This is a genomic window from Streptomyces sp. UF-297 (genome assembly GCF_058245575.1).
This window is the reverse complement of sequence record NZ_JBSIBZ010000006.1, coordinates 151,181-170,444: the sequence shown is the minus strand read 5'-3', so window position 1 is coordinate 170,444 and position 19,264 is coordinate 151,181. Positions and strand designations below refer to the sequence as shown.

Genomic DNA, 19,264 nt, shown 5'->3' with positions numbered 1-19,264 from the left:
GCTTCATCGTTCGACTTGCATGTGTTAAGCACGCCGCCAGCGTTCGTCCTGAGCCAGGATCAAACTCTCCGTGAATGCTTACCCGACTGCGTTTAATTAAAAACTGCGGGTGACACTCGCGTTGAGCGGAACAGTCGGGCGGAATAGGCCCGACCGTTCACAGCGTCCTCGCTGTGTGTGCCTCCCAAAAGCTTGGGAGGGCTTTCAAAGGAACCTCGTCCCAGCTGATGCTGGAGACGGGGTATCAACATATCTGGCGTTGACTTTTGGCACGCTGTTGAGTTCTCAAGGAACGGACGCTTCCTTTGGTCCCGTTTCACCGGGCCCTCCGGGCGCTTCCCTTCGGTCTTGCGTTTCCAACCTTACCAGATCGTTTTTCCGATCCGGCCCCCTGTTGGAGCGGGGCTCGCCTTCCTGGTTTCCCTTTCCGGCGGTTCCGACTTTACCAGATTCTTTTCCTTGTCGTTTCCGACTGGGATTTGATTCCGGTGGCCTTTGGATTGGCCTTTGTCTTTCGACGTTTCCGACTTTATCAGAATTTCTCTGGGTCGGATTTCCGGCCCTGGAGGGCTGGTCCGGACGCTCAGGCGTGCCGGGTTCCCTGTCAGGCGGAGAGGTAAACGTACTGGAGCGGAACGCCCCGATGCAAATCCGGGCGCTCCGCTCCGAGCCGTACGACGACCGAGGTCAGACCTCGACGACGACGGGCAGGATCATCGGGCGACGACGGTAGTTGTCGGAGACCCACTTGCCGATGGCTCGGCGGATCAGCTGCTGGAGCTGGTGGGGCTCGGCGATACCGTCCTGCGCCGACTTCGCCAGCGCCTCGTCGATCTTGGGGATCACGGCGTCGAAGGCCGAGTCCTCGATGCCGGAGCCGCGGGCCTGGATGTGCGGGCCGCCGACGATCTTGCCGCTGCTGCTGTCGACGACGACGAAGACCGAGATGATGCCCTCGTCGCCCAGGATGCGGCGGTCCTTGAGGGAGGACTCGGTGACATCGCCGACCGAGAGGCCGTCGACGTACACGTAACCCGCCTGGACCTTGCCGACGATCTTGGCCTTGCCGTCGACCAGGTCGACCACGACGCCGTCCTCGGCGATGACGATGTGGTCCTTGGGGACGCCGGTGAGGGCGCCCAACTCGGCGTTGGCGCGCAGATGGCGCCATTCGCCGTGCACCGGCATCAGGTTCTTCGGCTTGCAGATGTTGTAGAAGTACAGCAGCTCGCCGGCCGAGGCGTGGCCCGAGACGTGGACCTTGGCGTTGCCCTTGTGGACGACGTTGGCGCCCCAGCGGGTCAGGCCGTTGATGACGCGGTAGACCGCGTTCTCGTTGCCCGGGATGAGCGACGAGGCCAGGATGACGGTGTCGCCCTGGACGATGCGGATCTGGTGGTCGCGGTTGGCCATGCGCGAGAGCGCGGCCATGGGCTCGCCCTGGGAGCCGGTGCACACCAGCACGATCTCGTCGTCGGGGAGGTCGTCCAGGGTCTTGACGTCGACGACCAGGCCCGCCGGGACCTTGAGGTAGCCCAGGTCACGGGCGATGCCCATGTTGCGGACCATGGAGCGGCCGACGAAGGCGACCCGGCGGCCGTACTCGTGGGCGGCGTCCAGGATCTGCTGGATGCGGTGCACATGGCTGGCGAAGCTGGCCACGATGATGCGCTTCTGGGCGCCGGCGAAGACCTGGCGAAGGACGTTGGAGATGTCCTTCTCGGGCGGTACGAAGCCCGGGACCTCGGCGTTCGTGGAGTCGACGAGGAGAAGGTCGATGCCTTCCTCGCCGAGTTTGGCGAAGGCCGGGAGGTCGGTCAGGCGACGGTCCAGCGGGAGCTGGTCCATCTTGAAGTCGCCGGTGTGCACGGCCATGCCCGCGGGGGTGCGGATGGCCACCGCCAGGGCGTCCGGGATGGAGTGGTTGACCGCGATGAACTCGCAGTCGAAGGGGCCGATGCGCTCGGTGTGCCCCTCCTTGACCTCCAGCGTGTAGGGCCGGATGCGGTGCTCCTGGAGCTTGGCCTCGATCAGCGCGAGGGTCAGCTTGGAGCCGATCAGCGGGATGTCCGGCTTCTCGCGCAGGAGGTAGGGGACACCGCCGATGTGGTCCTCGTGGCCGTGCGTGAGCACGATGCCGTCGATGTCGTCCAGGCGGTCCCGGACGGAGCTGAAGTCCGGCAGGATCAGGTCGACTCCGGGCTGCTCCTCCTCGGGGAAAAGCACTCCGCAGTCGACGATCAGCAGACGGCCGCCGTATTCGAAGACGGTCATGTTGCGGCCGATTTCGCCCAGGCCGCCCAGGGGGGTGACGCGCAGGCCGCCCTTGGGGAGCTTCGGCGGGGCGCCGAGCTCGGGATGCGGATGACTCAAAAGACTCTCCTCACCATGCGCGCCACGTGGCCTTTGAGGCACGTGGCGCGCATGACATTCGTGCACTTGCTGTTGTGGCTGTTGTTGTCCGTATGCAGTTGTGAAGTCTGTGGTTACAGATGTACCCCGCCGGCGGCGAGATCGCGCTTGAGCTGTTCGGTTTCCTCCGCGGAGAGGTCCACCAGCGGCAGGCGCAGCGGGCCGGCGGGCAGGCCCTGGAGCCCGAGTGCCGCCTTGGTGGTGATGACGCCCTGGGTGCGGAACATGCCGGTGAAGACCGGCAGCAGCTTCTGGTGGATCTCGGTGGCCTTGGTGACGTCGCCGTGCAGGTGGGCGTCCAGGAGGGCGCGCAGCTCGGGGGTCACGACATGGCCGACCACGGACACGAAGCCGATGGCGCCGACCGACAGGAGCGGCAGGTTGAGCATGTCGTCGCCGCTGTACCAGGCCAGGCCGGAGCGGGCGATGGCCCAGCTCGCACGGCCGAGGTCGCCCTTGGCGTCCTTGTTGGCGACGATACGCGGGTGCTCGGCGAGCTTGACGATGGTCTCGGTGTTGATCGGGACGCCGCTGCGGCCGGGGATGTCGTAGAGCATGACCGGCAGGTCGGTGGCGTCCGCGATGGCGGTGAAGTGCCGGAAGAGACCTTCCTGCGGCGGCTTGCTGTAGTACGGCGTCACGGCGAGCAGGCCGTGCGCTCCGGCGTCCTGGGCTGCGCGGGCGAGTTCGAGGCTGTGCCGGGTGTCGTTCGTACCGGCTCCGGCCACGACGAAGGCACGATCACCGACCGCATCGACCACGGCCCGTACCAGCTGGGCTTTCTCCGCATCGCTGGTGGTCGGGGACTCACCGGTGGTGCCGTTGACGACGAGGCCGTCGTTGCCGGCGTCCACCAGGTGGGCGGCGAGCTGCTGCGCGCCGTCGAGGTCGAGAGCGCCGTCCGCCGTGAAAGGCGTGACCATGGCGGTCAGTACCCGCCCGAAGGGGGTCTGCGGTGTGGATGTCGGAGCCATGGGTCCCACGCTACTCGTAGCTCCCCGCGGGTTGCGCCCCTGGGGAGCGGGGAGATGGATCCCGGCACTGCCTGCTCGGGGGTTCAAGCAGTGCCGGGTCCGTTTGTTCAGCGTAGATGAACTTCTCAAAATGCCGCAATACGGACACTTAGTACGTGTGTACTGCCCGTTACGGCAAGTGATCTCTACGGGGCGACGCGGCCGTTGGCGTTGAAGGCGGCGTACGTCAGCGGCATGAGCTTGGCCCACTGGGCCTCCATCTGCTCGCCGACCATCTCGATCTCGCGCTGCGGGAAGGAGGGGACCGTGGCCAGCTCGTGCTGGGTGCGCAGGCCGAGGAAGTGCATCAGGGAGCGGGCGTTGCAGGTGGCGTACATCGAGGAGTACAGGCCGACGGGCAGGACCGCACGGGCGACCTCGCGGGCCACGCCGGCGGCGAGCATCTCCTGGTAGGCCTCGTAGGCCTGGCGGTAGGAGTCCTCCATGACGCGGCCGGTCAGCTCGTGCTGAGCGGCCGTGCCCTCGACGAACTCGTACTTGCCGGGGCGGCCCTGCTGGACGAGCTTGCGGGACTCGCCGGGGACGTAGAACGTCGGCTCCAGCTGACGGTAGCGGCCGGACTCCTCGTTGTAGGACCAGCCCACGCGGTGGCGCATGAACTCGCGGAAGACGAAGATCGGCGCGCTGATGAAGAAGGTCATGGAGTTGTGCTCGAAGGGGCTGCCGTGCCGGTCCCGCATCAGGTAGTTGATCAGGCCCTTGGAGCGCTCGGGGTCCTTCTGCAGCTCCTCCAGGGACTGCTCGCCGGCCGTGGAGACGCGGGCCGCCCACAGGACGTCACTGTCGGCGGCGCTGTGCTTGACCAGCTCGACGGTCACCTCGCTGCGGAAGCTGGCGGCTGCGCCTTCGGCGCTGGGGGCGGGGGTGTTGGACACCGGCGGTTCCTTCCAATCGGTCCTCGTGCGGCGCCAAGCCTACGGCGCACCACTGACAGCGGCCGACAAGCACCGATATGCGGCGCCATGCCGCAGCAGGGAACAAAACGACCCCAGAGTCACCGGCGGATACGGCGGTTGATATTTTTCACAGAAGTCACTGAAAACGGGCACCAATCGGGCGACACAGACGTCTAACCCTGTGACAGTGCCCACTACGAGGTTCCTAGGAGAGCCCGCTCATGTTCCGCCGTCGGCGAGAGCCCGTACCGTTCGCCTTTGTCGCAGAGGCCGACAGGTTCCGCAGCAATGTCGCGCCGCCGCCGCGAGAACGTGCCAGTCGTACGCAGCTCGCGGCGCGCTCGCTCATGGGACTGACTGTTGCGGGAGGCCTGGTCGGTGCGCTGATGTTCGGTGTTCCCGCGCTGCAGCAGAGCAGCCCGGGCAGCACCGGGGTGCATCAGTCGGAGGCGGCGAACGGCCGTTGACCACCTGAAAGGGCAGGGACGGGGGCGGCGGAGTGGTTCCGCCCGTCAAGTCTCGATAGCCTCACCGGTCACAGCTTCCACCTGCGTGCCTTGAGTGAGGATCAGCCGTGCCCCTGCCCTTTCTGACGGCCGACCGCGACCTCGACAGCAGTGCCGAACCGGCCCCGCTGCCTCATGAAGAGCCTGATCACTGGCGCCGTCCCTACCGCCCCGGACCGTGGCGAGTGGGGGCGGCGGCAGTGTTTTTGCTGCTCGCGTCGTTCGTCCTGTTCTCCGCGATGATCACTGCCCTGGCCGGCTCGCTGTCCGGCTCCCTGGTGTGCGCGGGGGTCTCCGCCCTGGTGATCGCGCTCGCGCTGCGGCTGCTGCGCATGGGGGTGTGGGTCAGCTCCCACGGCCTGCGCCAGGTGGCGATGTTCTCGACCACGACCCTCGCCTGGAGCGGCGTCGCGTCGGTGCGTACGGCCCAACAGCCCGTGAAGTGGCTGGGATTGCCGCGCACGGTGCAGGGTCAGGCCCTGGTGGTGGACCGTGTGCAGGGTGAACCGCTGCGGACGCTGGTCACCGACCACAACGGCGACTTCCTCTCCCGCCCGGAGGCGTTCGACCGGGCCGCGGACGTCCTGGAGGCCTGGGCGGCGGAGTACCGCGGCTGAGCCGCCCGGACGTAAAGCGCCCGGCCCGTCCCGCAGCGCGGGAGAGGCCGGGCGCAGTGGTTTCGGCTCCCGCTCAGGCGCGTACGGGCTTGCCCTCGCGCAGGGCGATGGCGCGCTGCATGGCCTTGCGGGCGCGCGGGGTGTCCCGGGCGTCGTGGTAGGCCACGGCGAGCCGGAACCACGTACGCCAGTCCTGCGGGCGCTCCTCGGTCTCGGCCCGCCGCCTGGCGAAGACCTCGTCGGCGGACTCCCGGTCGATACGGCCGCTGGGTGTGCGCTTCAGCTCGTCCACCGGCAGCCCGCCCTCGTCCTCCAGCTCACGCGCCAGCCTGCCCGCCTTACGGGCGAACTGGGTGGTCTGCCACAGGAACCAGATGCCGATGAACGGCAGGACCAGGACGGCCGCTCCGAAGGCGACGGTGATCACGGTGCCCTGCTGGATGAGCAGCACACCGCGCGAGCCGACCAGGACGAAGTAGACGACCAGGACCGCCGCGAGGGCGAAGTAAGTGATCTTTGCGCGCACGGCGGTCAGTCCAGGTCCAGGAAGTGTTCCAGCCCGAAGGTCAGGCCCGGGCTGTCCACCACACGGCGGGCGCCGAGCAGGATGCCCGGCATGAAGCTGCTGTGGTGCAGGGAGTCGTGGCGGACGGTGAGGGTCTCCCCCTCGCCGCCGAGCAGGACCTCCTGGTGAGCCAGCAGGCCGCGCAGCCTGACGGAGTGCACGGGGATGCCGTCCACGTCCGCGCCGCGGGCGCCGTCCAGCGCGGTGCTGGTGGCGTCCGGCTGCGGCGCGCAGCCGGCCTTCTGCCTGGCGGCGGCGATCAGCTGGGCCGTACGGGCCGCGGTGCCCGAGGGCGCGTCGGCCTTGTTCGGGTGGTGCAGCTCGATGACCTCGACGGACTCGAAGAAACGGGCCGCCTGCTGGGCGAAGCGCATGGTCAGCACCGCGCCGATGGAGAAGTTCGGCGCGATGAGCACGCCCGTCTCCGGACTGGCCTCCAGCCAGGAGCGCAGCTGCGCGAGGCGGTCCTCGGTCCATCCGGTGGTGCCGACGACGCCGTGGATGCCGTTGCGTACACAGAACTCGAGGTTGTCCATGACCGAGTCGGGGTGCGTCAGCTCGACCGCGACCTGGGCTCCCGCCTCGGTCAGTACGTCCAGCTTGTCGCCCCGGCCCAGTGCAGCCACCAGCTCCATGTCCTTGGCGGCTTCGACGGCCCGTACGGCCTCGGAGCCGATGCGGCCCTTGGCGCCGATGACGGCCACGCGCAGCTTGCTCATCGTGCTCGATCCTTCGTGGGTTAGGCGACGGCTTCGTGCAGGCGGGCGGCCTGCCGGTCCTTGAGCGGCCCGATCACGGACAGCGAGGGTCGCTGTCCCAGTACATCCCGGGCCAGCTCGCGCACCTCGTCCGGGGTGACCGCAGCTATCCGGGCGAGCATGTCGTCCACCGACATCTGCTCGCCCCAGCACAGCTCGCTCTTGCCGATGCGGTTCATCAGCGCACCGGTGTCCTCCAGGCCCAGGACGGTGGAGCCGCGCAGCTGGCCGATGGCCCGGCGGATCTCGTCGTCGGTCAGGCCGTGCTCGGCGACCTGGTCGAGCTGGTCGCGGCAGATCTTGAGCACGTCGTGGACCTGGCTGGGGCGGCAGCCGGCGTAGACGCCGAAGAGCCCGCAGTCGGCGTAGCCGGAGGTGTAGGAGTACACGCTGTAGGCCAGGCCGCGCTTTTCCCGTACCTCCTGGAAGAGGCGGGAGCTCATGCCGCCGCCGAGCGCCGCGTTCAGTACGCCCATGGTCCAGCGGCGGTCGTCGGTGCGGGCCATGCCCGGCATGCCGAGGACGATGTGGGCCTGCTCGGTCTTGCGGCTGAGCAGTTCGACGCGGCCCGCCGTGCGGATCGTACGGGAGCCCTCGCGCGGGGCGATGGGGGTGGCGTCCGTACGGGTCAGCGCACCGGCCTTGTCGAAGGCGGCGCGGACCATGCGGACGACCTTGGCGTGGTCGACATTGCCCGCGGCGGCGACGACCAGGTGGGTGGGGTCGTAGTGCTTCTTGTAGAAGCGGCGGATGCGGTCGGGGGTGAGGGCGTTGACCGTGTCGACCGTGCCCAGGACCGGGCGGCCGAGGGGGGTGTCGCCGAGCATGGTGTGCGCGAACAGGTCGTGCACACAGTCGCCCGGGTCGTCCTCGGTCATCGCGATCTCTTCGAGGATCACGCCGCGCTCGGCGTCCACGTCCTCCGGCTCGATGGTCGAGCCGGTCAGCATGTCGCAGACCACGTCGATGGCGAGTGGGAGGTCGGAGTCCAGCACACGTGCGTAGTAGCACGTGTACTCCTTGGCGGTGAAGGCGTTCATCTCGCCGCCGACCGCGTCGATGGCGGCGGAGATGTCCAGCGCGGAGCGCTTCTTGGTGCCCTTGAAGAGCAGGTGCTCCAAGTAGTGCGTGGCGCCGTTCAGGGACGGCGTCTCATCGCGCGAGCCGACGTGGGCCCAGATGCCGAAGGTGACGGAGCGTACGGAGGGCAGGGTCTCGGTGACGATGCGCAGACCGCCGGGGAGGGTGGTCTTGCGCACCGTCCCGGCGCCGCCCACGCCCTTGAGAAGCGTTTGGGTACGGGCGACGGCCCGCCCCTCCGAAGAGGTGCGGGCCGTCGCCTGTGAGCTACGGGACGTCACTTGGCGGCGTCGTCCTTCTTGTCGGCCTTGTCGGCGTCGCCCTCTTCACCCTCGATGACCGGGGTCAGGGAGAGCTTGCCGCGCTGGTCGATCTCGGCGATCTCGACCTGGACCTTGGCGCCCACCGCGAGCACGTCCTCGACGTTCTCCACGCGCTTGCCACCGGCGAGCTTGCGGATCTGCGAGATGTGCAGCAGGCCGTCCTTGCCCGGGAGCAGGGAGACGAACGCACCGAAGGTGGTGGTCTTGACGACCGTACCCAGGTAGCGCTCGCCGACCTCCGGCATGGTCGGGTTGGCGATGCCGTTGATCGTGGCGCGGGCGGCCTCGGCGGCCGGGCCGTCGGCGGCACCGATGTAGATGGTGCCGTCGTCCTCGATCGTGATGTCGGCGCCGGTGTCCTCCTGGATCTGGTTGATCATCTTGCCCTTGGGGCCGATGACCTCACCGATCTTGTCCACCGGGATCTTGACGGTGATGATGCGCGGCGCGTTCGGGGACATCTCGTCCGGAACGTCGATCGCCTCGTTCATCACGTCCAGGATGTGCAGACGCGCGTCACGGGCCTGCTTCAGCGCGGCGGCCAGGACCGAGGCGGGGATGCCGTCGAGCTTGGTGTCGAGCTGCAGCGCGGTGACGAACTGCTTCGTACCGGCGACCTTGAAGTCCATGTCGCCGAAGGCGTCCTCCGCACCGAGGATGTCGGTGAGGGTGACGTAGTGGGTCTCGCCGTCGATCTCCTGGGAGATCAGGCCCATGGCGATACCGGCGACGGCGGCCTTCAGGGGCACACCGGCGTTCAGCAGCGACATGGTGGAGGCGCAGACCGAGCCCATGGAGGTGGAGCCGTTGGAGCCCAGCGCCTCGGAGACCTGGCGGATCGCGTAGGGGAACTCCTCGCGCGTCGGCAGCACCGGCGTCAGAGCGCGCTCGGCGAGCGCGCCGTGGCCGATCTCGCGGCGCTTGGGCGAGCCCACGCGGCCGGTCTCACCGGTGGAGTACGGCGGGAAGTTGTAGTTGTGCATGTAGCGCTTGCGGGTCACCGGGGAAAGGGTGTCCAGCTGCTGCTCCATGCGGAGCATGTTCAGGGTGGTGACGCCCAGGATCTGGGTCTCGCCACGCTCGAACAGCGCCGAGCCGTGCACCCGCGGGATGGCCTCGACCTCGGCGGCGAGCGTACGGATGTCCGTCACGCCACGGCCGTCGATGCGGACCTTCTCCTTGATGACGCGCTCACGGACCAGGGTCTTGGTCAGCGAGCGGTACGCCGCGGAGATCTCCTTCTCGCGGCCCTCGAACTGCGGGAGCAGCTTCTCGGCGGCAAGACCCTTGACGCGGTCCAGCTCGGCCTCGCGCTCCTGCTTGCCCGCGATGGTCAGCGCCTGGGCCAGCTCGTCCTTGACGGCGGCGGTCAGCGCCTCCAGGACGTCGTCCTGGTAGTCGAGGAAGATCGGGAACTCGCCGGTCGGCTTGGCAGCCTTGGCGGCCAGGTCCGACTGGGCCTTGCACAGCACCTTGATGAAGGGCTTGGCGGCCTCGAGACCGGCGGCGACGACCTCCTCGGTCGGCGCCTCGGCGCCGCCCTTGACCAACTCGATGGTCTTCTCGGTGGCCTCGGCCTCGACCATCATGATCGCGACATCGCCGTCCGGGAGGACGCGGCCGGCGACCACCATGTCGAAGACGGCGTCCTCGAGCTCGGTGTGCGTCGGGAAGGCGACCCACTGGCCGTTGATCAGCGCGACACGGGTGCCGCCGATCGGGCCGGAGAAGGGCAGGCCGGCCAGCTGCGTGGAGCAGGAGGCGGCGTTGATGGCGACCACGTCGTAGAGGTGGTCGGGGTTGAGCGCCATGATCGTCTCGACGATCTGGATCTCGTTGCGCAGGCCCTTCTTGAAGGAGGGGCGCAGCGGCCGGTCGATCAGGCGGCAGGTGAGGATCGCGTCCTCGGAGGGCCGGCCCTCACGGCGGAAGAAGGAGCCGGGGATCTTCCCGGCCGCGTACATCCGCTCCTCGACGTCGACGGTCAGCGGGAAGAAGTCCAGCTGGTCCTTCGGGTTCTTGGAAGCGGTGGTGGCCGACAGCACCATGGTGTCGTCGTCCAGGTACGCAACGGCGGAGCCGGCGGCCTGCTTGGCCAGGCGGCCCGTCTCGAAGCGGATGGTACGGGTGCCGAAGGAGCCGTTGTCGATGACGGCCTCGGCGTAGTGGGTCTCGTTCTCCACCAGGAATATCTCCTCGTCTGCGTCCGCTGCACGTGTTGCGGCGGACCGTCTTGGGTGGAGCGCCGGGGTGCGGGCCGGTCTTCGATCGAAGCACCCGGAGTGGTGACCCGCAGGTCAGCGGCTCTTCCGGGGGCCACTACCGAGGACCGGCGGCGAATGGGCGCCCCACCTCGTACGTTATTCGGTTGTCGCTATGGCGTTGTGGGACCAGACTACAAAGCTTCTGTCCACCAGGGGGTGGCACAAGCGTCAGGTCCCTGCCGCGCCCGTGTACGGCGCGTACGGCAAAGGGAGCGGCCCCCGGCGTGGGAACCGCTCCCTCAGCAGCGTCTTACTTGGCGCCCGCAGCACCGCGGCGGATGCCGAGGCGCTCGACCAGCGCACGGAAGCGCGTGATGTCCTTCTTCGCCAGGTACTGCAGCAGGCGGCGGCGCTGGCCGACCAGGAGCAGCAGGCCACGGCGGGAGTGGTGGTCGTGCTTGTGGGTCTTGAGGTGCTCGGTCAGGTCCGAGATGCGGCGGGAAAGCAGCGCGACCTGGACCTCGGGGGAGCCGGTGTCGCCCTCCTTGGTGCCGAACTCGGCCATGATCTGCTTCTTCGTAGCGGCGTCGAGAGACACGCGGTACTCCTCAGTGGTGTGGTTGCCCGTCGAGCGTCCCTGGTCTGCTTCACAGGGATAGCTTGGATGACTCAACAGGGCCGTCACACAGCGTACCAGTTGCCGACGGCCCCCCGACCGGGCGGTCGGGGGGCCGTGGACGGGAGCGGGGGCGGCGCTAACTGGTGATGCTGCGCACCGCGGAGTACACGTCCAGTACGCCCAGGCACAGCGGCACCAGGGAGAGCAGCACCACACCGTCGAAGAGGTCGAAGAGGCGGCCCCAGGAGGGGGTGACGCCCTTGCGCGGGACGATCAGGCCGATCGCCACGAAGATTCCGGCGGCGATCGCGACGGCGCCGGCGAACCAGATGGTGCGGATGTTGAGCGGGCCGCTGTTCTGGTGCAGCAGGAGCTCCTTGAAGATCTCCGACGGCGGGTTGAGCACGATGCCCAGGATCAGCAGCACGATCGTGAGGACACCGGCGACCAGCAGGCAGGCGACCTGCGAGGTGTAGTCGAAGAGGCGGGCGCGCAGCATGAGCGTGATGCCGGCGGCCAGCGCCAGGAGCTGGGCCCACCAGTTGTCGGAGAAGCCCAGGACCACACCGGCCGAGCCGACGACCAGGGCCGAGCAGCCCGCGACCAGGCCCAGGAGCAGCTCGTGGCCGCGCTTGGCCTGGTTGCCGATGCGGACGAAGTCCACCGACTCCCACTCGTTGGAGGCGGACTCATCGGAGTCGAAGTCGCGGCCGCGGGCAATCTGGTCCGGGGAGCGGTAGCCGATGGGCAGCCGCGCGAAGCGGGCGGACAGCGCGGGCAGCCAGGCGACGACGGCCACCGCGACGACGGCGGTGACGGCGGCGACCTCGCTTGCCGGGGCGTCGGTCAGGACCGAGGCGAAGGCGGCGAGGGTGCCGACGGCGGACAGGAAGGACGCCGCGACGAAGGGGGCGTCACCGCGCGGCAGCAGGGCCACCAGCAGGATGGACGCGATCAGTACGACGACACAGCCGACCAGGAAGTGCAGCCGGCCGGGCTGCTCGCCCGGGTCGGTGGGGAAGATGCCGGATCCGGCGATCAGCAGGTGCGGCAGCGCGGCCAGGCCCAGCGCGATGGAGGACCCGTGGTCGTTGTAGATACGGGCGCGTACGCCGGCGAGCGTGACCAGCAGGATGCCGACGACGCCCGCGATGATGCCCGGGAGGCGGTGCATGTCCCGGTCCATCGGGTTCGAGAACCACAGAGCGAAGGCCATCATCGTCAGCAGCACCATGCCGGCGGCGAGACCGACGCCGTTCATCATGGTGTCGTTCCACCGGTGGCGGCTGCGCTTGACCGCGGAGGCGACGGCGTCGGAGACGTCGTCGAAGACCGCGGAGGGCAGCGATTCGGCGAACGGGCGCAGCAGAATGAGGTCGCCGTCGCGTACCTGCTGTTCGGCCAGCGAGCGTCCCGAATCCAGAACAGTGCCGTCCCGGGACACCAGGTGATAACCGGTGGGTGCCCCTTCGGCCTGAGACTGACCGGAGAGCTGCAGGATCTCCGGATAGATGTCGATAATCGCGACATCTTCGGGCAGTGCCACGTCGATCCGTGCGTCCGGCGCGACGACTGTGACCCGGCAGAAGCCAGTGCCTGCGGTCGTGCTCACCTGGCGGTTCCCCCTCGTCCGGTGGTTTGTTTGCGCATCTTTGCTGAAGTGTCCGAAAAGTGTCCGGAAACTGCGCTGCGCTTCTGTTGATAAAAAGCGGCTGCGCGCGGTGGGGCGTCAGCGTACCGCCCATTTAGTCTTACGCCCCACCCACCCCAAGGCTTGACTGCGGTCAGTAGGATCGCCTCCGCGCTGAGCTAATGACTTGGCCGGGGGGCCGTCAAGACGGGGGCGGTCCAAACTGCGAATCGCGTGAAGGACTGATGTCTCGGTGAGCGTCACGATCGTCAAGCGCCCGCCTCGGGCCTTGCCACCCGAAGTGCCCATTGAGGAGGTGACGCTGGAGGCACCACCGGAATTGCCCCGCGAGGGCGACAACAACATGCTGATGAACCTGTTGCCCATGCTGGGCATGGGTTCCTCCGCGGCGTTCTTCTTCATGCCGGGCATGAACCCGATGATGAAGATCATGGGTGCGATGATGGCGTTGTCCACCGTGGCCATGGTGGTAGCGCAGATCGTGCGGGCCCGACAGGGTCCTGCCGGACAAATGTCCCAAGAGCGCCAGGACTACCTCAAGTACCTTGCGCAGAAGCGCAATGAGGTACGCCGTACCGCGCGCAAACAGCGTGATTCCCAGCTTTATCTGCACCCCGATCCGTCCCAGTTGTGGGCCGTGGTCGCCGAGGGCAAGCGCATCTGGGAACGGCGTTCCTCCGACGCGGACTTCGCGCAGGTGCGCCTCGGGCTCGGCCCGCAGCAGCTGGCCACTCCCCTGAAGGCGCCCGAGACGGCACCGGTGGACGAGCTGGAGCCGCTGACCGCGCACGCGATGAAGCAGTTCCTGGACGCACACGGCTATCTGCAGAACCTGCCGCTGGCGGTCTCGCTGCGCGCCTTCTACCACCTGACGGTCTCCGGGGACACCGACACCGTCTACGGCGAATCGCGCGCCATCATCGGCCAGTTGTGCACCCTGCACTCCCCCGAGGACCTGAAGATCGCGGTCGTGGCCGCGCCGGGCGCGATGGCGGAGTGGGAGTGGGTGAAGTGGCTGCCGCACTCCCAGGACAAGACCCTGGACGGCGCCGGCACCCGCCGCCTGATCGTGCAGGACCTCGGCGAGGTCGAGGAGATGCTGGCGGACGCGCTGGACGGGCGCGGGCGGTTCAACCCGCAGGGCCCGCCGGTGGCGGACACCCCGCACCTGGTCATCGTGCTGGACGGCGGTTCCGTACCGGTGGATTCGGTGATCGCGGGCGCCGAGGGTCTGCAGGGCGTCACCATCATCGAGATCGTGCCCGGCGAGCTGGACGAGCTGCGCAGCTCGCTGGCGGTGCAGGTACGCCCCGACAAGCTCGTACTGGAGTCGGCGAACGGCTCGGTCTACACCGGCACCCCCGATGTGATGTCCGAGGTCGAGGCCGAGGCGCTGGCCCGGCAGCTGGCGCCGCTGCGCGCGGGCACCGCCGACGGCGACGAGCCGCTGCTGGCCAACCTGGACTTCACCGACCTGATGAGCATCGGCGACGCCGGCTCGGTGGACGTCTCGCGCACCTGGCGGCCGCGCACGCTGCACGAGCGGCTGCGGGTACCGATCGGTGTGGGCCAGGACGGCCAGCCGATCATGCTGGACATCAAGGAGGCCTCCCAGGAGGGCATGGGCCCGCACGGCCTGTGCGTCGGTGCGACCGGTTCCGGTAAGTCGGAGCTGCTGCGCACGCTCGTACTGGGCCTGGCCGTCACCCACTCCTCGGAGACGCTGAACTTCATCCTCGCGGACTTCAAGGGTGGCGCCACCTTCACCGGTATGTCCGACATGCCGCATGTCGCGGCGGTCATCACCAACCTCGCGGACGACCTCACCATGGTCGACCGCATGCGTGACTCGATCACCGGTGAGCTCCAGCGCCGTCAGGAGCTGCTGCGCTCGGCGGGCAACTACGCCAACATCACCGACTACGAGAAGGCGCGCGCCGCCGGTGCTCCGCTGGAGCCGATGGCCTCGCTGGTGATGGTGCTGGACGAGTTCTCCGAACTCCTCACCGCCAAGCCGGATTTCATCGACATGTTCATCCAGATCGGCCGTATCGGCCGTTCGCTGGGTGTGCACATGCTGCTCGCCTCGCAGCGCCTGGAAGAGGGCAAGCTGCGCGGTCTGGACACGTTCCTTTCGTACCGGATCGGTCTGCGTACGTTCTCGGCCGCGGAGTCGCGTACCGCGATCGGTGTGCCGGACGCGTACCACCTGCCCAACGTCCCCGGCGCGGGCATCCTGAAGTACGACACCGAGACGATGGTGCAGTTCAAGGCCGCGTACGTCTCGGGTGTCTACCGGCCCGACGGGGACGGCGGCGGCGGTGGCGGAAGCCGTACCCGGCGCCTGCCGGTGCCCTTCACCGCGGCGCCGGTCGCGCGGCACATCATCGAGGAGCCCGAGCCCGTACAGGCGGTTCCGCAGCAGGACGACGCGCTGGCCGACACCGTGCTGGACGTGATCGTGCAGCGGATGGCGGGGCAGGGCCCGCCCGCCCACCAGGTGTGGCTGCCGCCGCTGGAGGAGTCGCCCTCCATGGACCGGCTGCTGCCTCCGCTGTCGGTCACCCCGGAGCGCGGGGTGCACGCCGCGGAGTACACCGCCATCGGCAAGCTGGTGGTGCCCGTCGCGATCGTGGACAAGCCCTTCGAACAGCGCCGCGACGTCATGTACCAGGACTTCTCCGGCTCGGCCGGTCACGGCCTGTTCGTCGGTGGCCCGCAGTCCGGAAAGTCGACGCTGCTGCGCTCGACGATGGCGTCCTTCGCGCTCACCCACACCCCGGCCGAAGTGCAGTTCTACTGCCTGGACTTCGGTGGCGGCGGCATGCTCGCCTTCAGCGACCTGCCGCACGTGGGCGGGGTCGCCTCCCGACTGGACGCCGAGAAGGTGCGCCGTACGGTCGCCGAGGTCCTGGGAATCCTCAACGAGCGCGAGGAGTTCTTCCGCGCGAACAGCATCGACTCCATCAACACCTACCGGCAGCGCCGGGCGGCCGGGCAGTACCCGGACCAGAAGTGGGGCGATGTCTTCCTCATCATCGACGGCTGGCAGACCTTCAAGACCGACTACGAGCAGCTCGACCCGGTGATACTGGACATCGCGGGCCGCGGTCTCGGCTTCGGTGTCCACCTGATCATCGGCGCCTCGCGCTACACCGAGGTACGCCCCGCCCTGCGCGACCTGCTGCTCAACCGCGTCGAGCTGCGGCTCGGCGACCCGATGGAGTCGGAGTTCGACCGCAAGCGCGCGGAGAACGTGCCGCTCGGCAAGCCGGGCCGCGGTCTGTCCTCCGAGAAGCTGGACTACCTCTCGGCGCTGCCGCGCATCGACGGCTCCAGCGACGCCTCCAGCCTCGGCGAGGGCATGGCCCACCTGGTGGCCACGGTCAAGGAGCACTGGCAGGGCCCGCCGGCCCCGCAGGTACGGATGCTGCCGACGGTGCTGCACGTCAACGAGCTGCCCAAGGGCGGCGACTACCCGCAGCACGGCATCGCCATCGGTGTCGACGAGACGACGCTGGCGCCGGCGTTCATCGACTTCGAGAACGACCCGCTGCTGGTCATCTTCGGTGACAGCGAGTCCGGCAAGTCCTCGCTGCTGCGCCTGATCGCCAAGCAGATCGCGGAGCGGTACCCGGCGGAGAAGGCGCTCATGGTCGTCTCCGACTACCGGCGTGCACATCTTGGGGAGATTCCGGAGAGCCATCTCTACAAGTACTGCGCGGCGGGTCCGCAGCTGGAGGAGGTCATCGGCGGTCTGGCCGGGTCGCTCGGGCGCCGTATGCCGGGCCCGGACGTCACGCCGGAGCAGCTGCGCAACCGCAGTTGGTACGACCTGCCGGACGCGTTCATCATCGTCGACGACTACGACCTGGTCGCGGCCGGCAGCGGCAACCCGCTGATGCCGCTGCTGGAGTACCTGCCGTTCGCGCGCGACCTGGGCCTGCGCCTGATCATCGCGCGGTCCTCGTCGGGTGCGGGCCGCACCTCCTTCGAGCCGGTCATGCAGCGTACGAAGGAACTGGGCGCGCAGGGCATCATCCTCTCCGGCGACCCGGGCGAGGGCCCGCTGATGGGCAACCTGAAGGCGATGCCGCTCACTCCGGGCCGCGGCCAGTTCGTCACCCGCAAGAAGGGGACGCAGCTGGTGCAGACGGGGTGGCTGCCGCCCAAGGGGTGACCCGCTTTTCCCTCCTGCGAATCTGACGACGACTGCGGCGGTGCTTCTCCTTGAGATCCCTGGGATCCTTGGGAGGGGCACCGCCGCTTCGGTGTTCGCGGGCGGGAGTGGGAGCAGGAGTCAGCCGAGAGCGCCGTGACGGGTGGTGTCGGGCTTGTTGCTCTTGGGCTTGCTGTTGGTGGGATTGTCGGTGGCGGAGTCTTCTTGCTGCTCCTGTTGCCCCTGCCGCGCCTGGCCCTTCGCCTCGGGCCCCTTGCCCTTGGCGTCCCCGGTGCCCTCGCGCTTGCTGTCTCTGGTTTCTGCGCGCTCGGAGCCCTTCGAGCTGTCCGCTTCCTTGATTCCGTCCGCGCCCTTGGCCCTGTCGGCGTCCTTGCCGGGTACGCGCTCGCCCTTGGCCACGGCCTCGCCGCCGCGCGCCTTCTCCGCCGACCGCTTCTCGGCGGCGGGGAGACCGAACGGATCCGGACCGGCGGGCGCGCTCGGCGTATCCCAGATCTGAGTCGCCTGCGGGCCGCCGCGTCTCCCTCTGCCTCGGCCGCCACGCCCGCCGAAGGTGGCGCCCAGCGCGTTGCTGACCTGGCCCAAGGCCATCAGCGCGTACATCGCCTCGTGGCCCGTACCGCTGCTGCTCCTGCCGCCGCCGCTGCCCTGACCCGTATCGCCGTCGGCCCCACTCGCCCCCTCCGCACCACCGTGCAGACCCGTGGCAGTGTCCGCGTCGGCGGCCTGCTCCTCCAGCCCCGCCGCCGCCAGTTCGAATACGGGCAGTACATCGTCGATCTTGCGCTTGAGGCGGTGCCAGTCCTGGCCGAACGCCTCGGCGTCGTCGCCCTGCCAGTGCGTCTCGCGCGCCCGGCCCACCTGCCGGTCGAGGTCGCCGATCGCGCTCTCCAGGTGCTTGCCCATGTCCCGCCAGCCGGCCGCGGCGTCCAGCAGCGCCTCCGGGCGGTGCGCCTTCCGCTCCCCCGTCGCATCCCCCGTCACAGGACACCCCGCATCATCTCGGCCGCCGTCTCGTCGTCCGCGGCGGCAGTGCGCCGTGCGTTGTCGTGCATTCCGTGCCCGATTTCATCAAGTTTCTGCCGTAGTTGGCCGATCACCAGCTCCATTCGCTCGGCGAGATCGGCGTACGGCAAAGGCTGCGCACCACTGTCCGTACGACGTCGGAATGCGTCGAGTTGCCCGTCCAGCTCCTGCGCGTATGTCGCGAATATCGCGCCGAGTTTCCGCAATTCGCCGGTATCGACCCGCATTTCGTCGGACATGTGCCCTCTCCCCGTTGGTAATTGAACCCTCAGGTCTAGCACATGCCCAAGGCCCTCCCGGACCACCATCGGCACGGCACCTATGACAGCTTCGGGACGATGCGGTGAGCGCATCGCGACCACCACAATGGAATTGTGTGGATTGCGTGTTGACGCCGTGACGATCAATACGAAGGCCGTCGCGGCCGTCCCGTCAGGGCAGCAGAAGCCAGTCCGCCGCGAGGGCTGCCGCCAGGCCCGCGGCCAGAATCCACGTACCCAGCCGCGTTCGGCCGTGCCGGCTCAACTCGATCACGATTCCGCACAGGACGAGCGCGGCCCCGTACACCCCCACCACCAACACGGACGTCCGGCTCGCCAGACGTATGACCAGCACCACCGCCATCACGGCCATCAGCACGGCCGCCGCGGCTATCCGTATCCGCCGCGCCTGCCGCGGTGTCGGGCCCGTACGCGACTCGGATCCGAGCTGGTCATCGTCAGCTGCACTCATGAGCCGAAATCGTAATCGCTCACCGTCGCGCCGATCCCGGCGCATCGTCCGCGGGTTTCGGGGCGCACCGGGGCAACTTTCACGCGCCCTGGCGGCCTCGCGGGAAACACTCCACGAAAGAGGACGCGTGCTGGCTGGGCAGCGCGACGCGTACCCATGAGTCATCGACGAATCCGAGCTCGTACGTATCGGCGTCGATGTCAGTGCGATGCCTGATCCAGGCCACCTGGCCGGCCGCCGTACTCCACCCGGCCTCGACCACGCCCAGTACGCCGCGGCGCCTCCCCCGCTGGACATAGGTGACGTGCAGGCGCCGGTCGGTGAGTTGAAGGAGAACCAGCGCGTCGGTGGTCGGTACGCGTGGCCATATTGCCGCCGCGAGCTGACCCGCCAGGCTCCCCCAGCCGCCGCTGAGCGGCTTTCCCTTCTTCCGCTGCCGGCCGAAGGGATCGGGAATCCAATCGACGATGTCGTAGACCTTCCAGAAGATCCGCTTCGTCCCCTCCCAGCGGTCTCCGGGCAGCCGCCGCCCCGCCATGACTTTGGGCCGCCGCCGCAGTGCAGGCCGTTTCATTCGCACTCCGGGCAGTACGACCTCGCTCTGCACAAGACGCTCACCGGCAGGAACCGCCTCGCCGGCCCGTTCGCGGGCCTCCCCGTA

The 19,264-nt window shown here is 68.4% G+C and carries 16 protein-coding genes and 1 rRNA gene; 3 read left to right on the top strand and 14 right to left on the bottom strand.

Features of this window, described 5'->3' with window-relative positions; all coding sequences use genetic code 11:
- The 4 genes from AC4IJH_RS06315 to thyX form a co-directional block, all read right to left on the bottom strand.
- A 16S ribosomal RNA gene (locus tag AC4IJH_RS06315) occupies positions 1-75 on the bottom strand; the annotation flags it as partial.
- A 612-nt stretch (positions 76-687) separates the two neighbouring features.
- Positions 688-2,373 carry a ribonuclease J gene (locus AC4IJH_RS06310; RefSeq protein WP_490850522.1) on the bottom strand — a complete coding sequence of 562 codons (1,686 nt, stop codon included), beginning with the start codon at positions 2,371-2,373 and terminating at the stop codon, positions 688-690.
- A 113-nt stretch (positions 2,374-2,486) separates the two neighbouring features.
- Entirely contained in the window at positions 2,487-3,386 is a 900-nt protein-coding gene (gene dapA / locus AC4IJH_RS06305) for a 4-hydroxy-tetrahydrodipicolinate synthase (RefSeq protein WP_490850521.1), read from the bottom strand.
- A gap of 185 nt (positions 3,387-3,571) precedes the next feature.
- Complete coding sequence (gene thyX, locus AC4IJH_RS06300; RefSeq protein ID WP_490850520.1) at positions 3,572-4,321, bottom strand: FAD-dependent thymidylate synthase; 750 nt, start codon at positions 4,319-4,321, stop codon at positions 3,572-3,574.
- 242 nt (positions 4,322-4,563) lie between these two features.
- On the opposite strand from thyX, the gene AC4IJH_RS06295 reads away from it, so the two are divergent.
- Both AC4IJH_RS06295 and AC4IJH_RS06290 read left to right on the top strand, forming a co-directional pair.
- Complete coding sequence (locus AC4IJH_RS06295; RefSeq protein WP_490850519.1) at positions 4,564-4,809, top strand: hypothetical protein; 246 nt, start codon at positions 4,564-4,566, stop codon at positions 4,807-4,809.
- 107 nt (positions 4,810-4,916) lie between these two features.
- The gene (locus tag AC4IJH_RS06290) at positions 4,917-5,465 is read left to right on the top strand and encodes an SCO5741 family PH domain-containing membrane protein (RefSeq protein WP_490850518.1); all 549 of its coding nucleotides are present in this window, start codon (positions 4,917-4,919) and stop codon (positions 5,463-5,465) included.
- 73 nt (positions 5,466-5,538) lie between these two features.
- Here the strand turns inward: AC4IJH_RS06290 and AC4IJH_RS06285 are convergent, their stop codons facing one another.
- From AC4IJH_RS06285 to eccD, 6 genes are all read right to left on the bottom strand, one after another.
- The gene (locus tag AC4IJH_RS06285) at positions 5,539-5,991 is read right to left on the bottom strand and encodes a hypothetical protein (RefSeq protein ID WP_490850517.1); all 453 of its coding nucleotides are present in this window, start codon (positions 5,989-5,991) and stop codon (positions 5,539-5,541) included.
- Positions 5,992-5,996: 5 nt separating this feature from the next.
- The gene (gene dapB, locus AC4IJH_RS06280; protein ID WP_490850516.1) at positions 5,997-6,749 is read right to left on the bottom strand and encodes a 4-hydroxy-tetrahydrodipicolinate reductase; all 753 of its coding nucleotides are present in this window, start codon (positions 6,747-6,749) and stop codon (positions 5,997-5,999) included.
- Between the two features lie 20 nt (positions 6,750-6,769).
- On the bottom strand, positions 6,770-8,149 hold the full coding sequence (locus AC4IJH_RS06275) for a M16 family metallopeptidase (protein WP_490850515.1): 1,380 nt from the start codon (positions 8,147-8,149) through the stop codon (positions 6,770-6,772).
- Positions 8,146-10,374 (bottom strand): polyribonucleotide nucleotidyltransferase, encoded by a 2,229-nt coding sequence (locus tag AC4IJH_RS06270; RefSeq protein ID WP_490850514.1) that lies wholly within the window; start codon positions 10,372-10,374, stop codon positions 8,146-8,148. The genes AC4IJH_RS06275 and AC4IJH_RS06270 overlap by 4 nt, the downstream gene beginning before the upstream one ends.
- Positions 10,375-10,705: 331 nt before the next feature.
- The gene (rpsO, locus tag AC4IJH_RS06265; protein ID WP_030676627.1) at positions 10,706-10,993 is read right to left on the bottom strand and encodes a 30S ribosomal protein S15; all 288 of its coding nucleotides are present in this window, start codon (positions 10,991-10,993) and stop codon (positions 10,706-10,708) included.
- A 157-nt stretch (positions 10,994-11,150) separates the two neighbouring features.
- Complete coding sequence (gene eccD / locus AC4IJH_RS06260) at positions 11,151-12,626, bottom strand: type VII secretion integral membrane protein EccD (protein WP_490850513.1); 1,476 nt, start codon at positions 12,624-12,626, stop codon at positions 11,151-11,153.
- A 271-nt stretch (positions 12,627-12,897) separates the two neighbouring features.
- Here eccD and eccCa point away from each other — a divergent pair, with 271 nt between their 5' ends.
- Positions 12,898-16,845, top strand: a complete 3,948-nt coding sequence (eccCa, locus tag AC4IJH_RS06255) for a type VII secretion protein EccCa (protein ID WP_490850512.1) — start codon at positions 12,898-12,900, stop codon at positions 16,843-16,845.
- A gap of 120 nt (positions 16,846-16,965) precedes the next feature.
- Here eccCa and AC4IJH_RS06250 read toward each other — a convergent pair whose 3' ends face one another.
- From AC4IJH_RS06250 to AC4IJH_RS06235, 4 genes are all read right to left on the bottom strand, one after another.
- Entirely contained in the window at positions 16,966-17,829 is an 864-nt protein-coding gene (locus AC4IJH_RS06250) for a WXG100 family type VII secretion target (protein ID WP_490850511.1), read from the bottom strand.
- Positions 17,826-18,110 carry a hypothetical protein gene (locus AC4IJH_RS06245; RefSeq protein WP_490850510.1) on the bottom strand — a complete coding sequence of 95 codons (285 nt, stop codon included), beginning with the start codon at positions 18,108-18,110 and terminating at the stop codon, positions 17,826-17,828. Before AC4IJH_RS06245 ends, AC4IJH_RS06250 begins: the two co-directional genes overlap by 4 nt.
- Positions 18,111-18,303: 193 nt before the next feature.
- On the bottom strand, positions 18,304-18,603 hold the full coding sequence (locus AC4IJH_RS06240) for a hypothetical protein (protein WP_490850509.1): 300 nt from the start codon (positions 18,601-18,603) through the stop codon (positions 18,304-18,306).
- 79 nt (positions 18,604-18,682) lie between these two features.
- Positions 18,683-19,177 carry a hypothetical protein gene (locus tag AC4IJH_RS06235; RefSeq protein WP_490850508.1) on the bottom strand — a complete coding sequence of 165 codons (495 nt, stop codon included), beginning with the start codon at positions 19,175-19,177 and terminating at the stop codon, positions 18,683-18,685.
- Positions 19,178-19,264 lie beyond the last annotated feature (87 nt).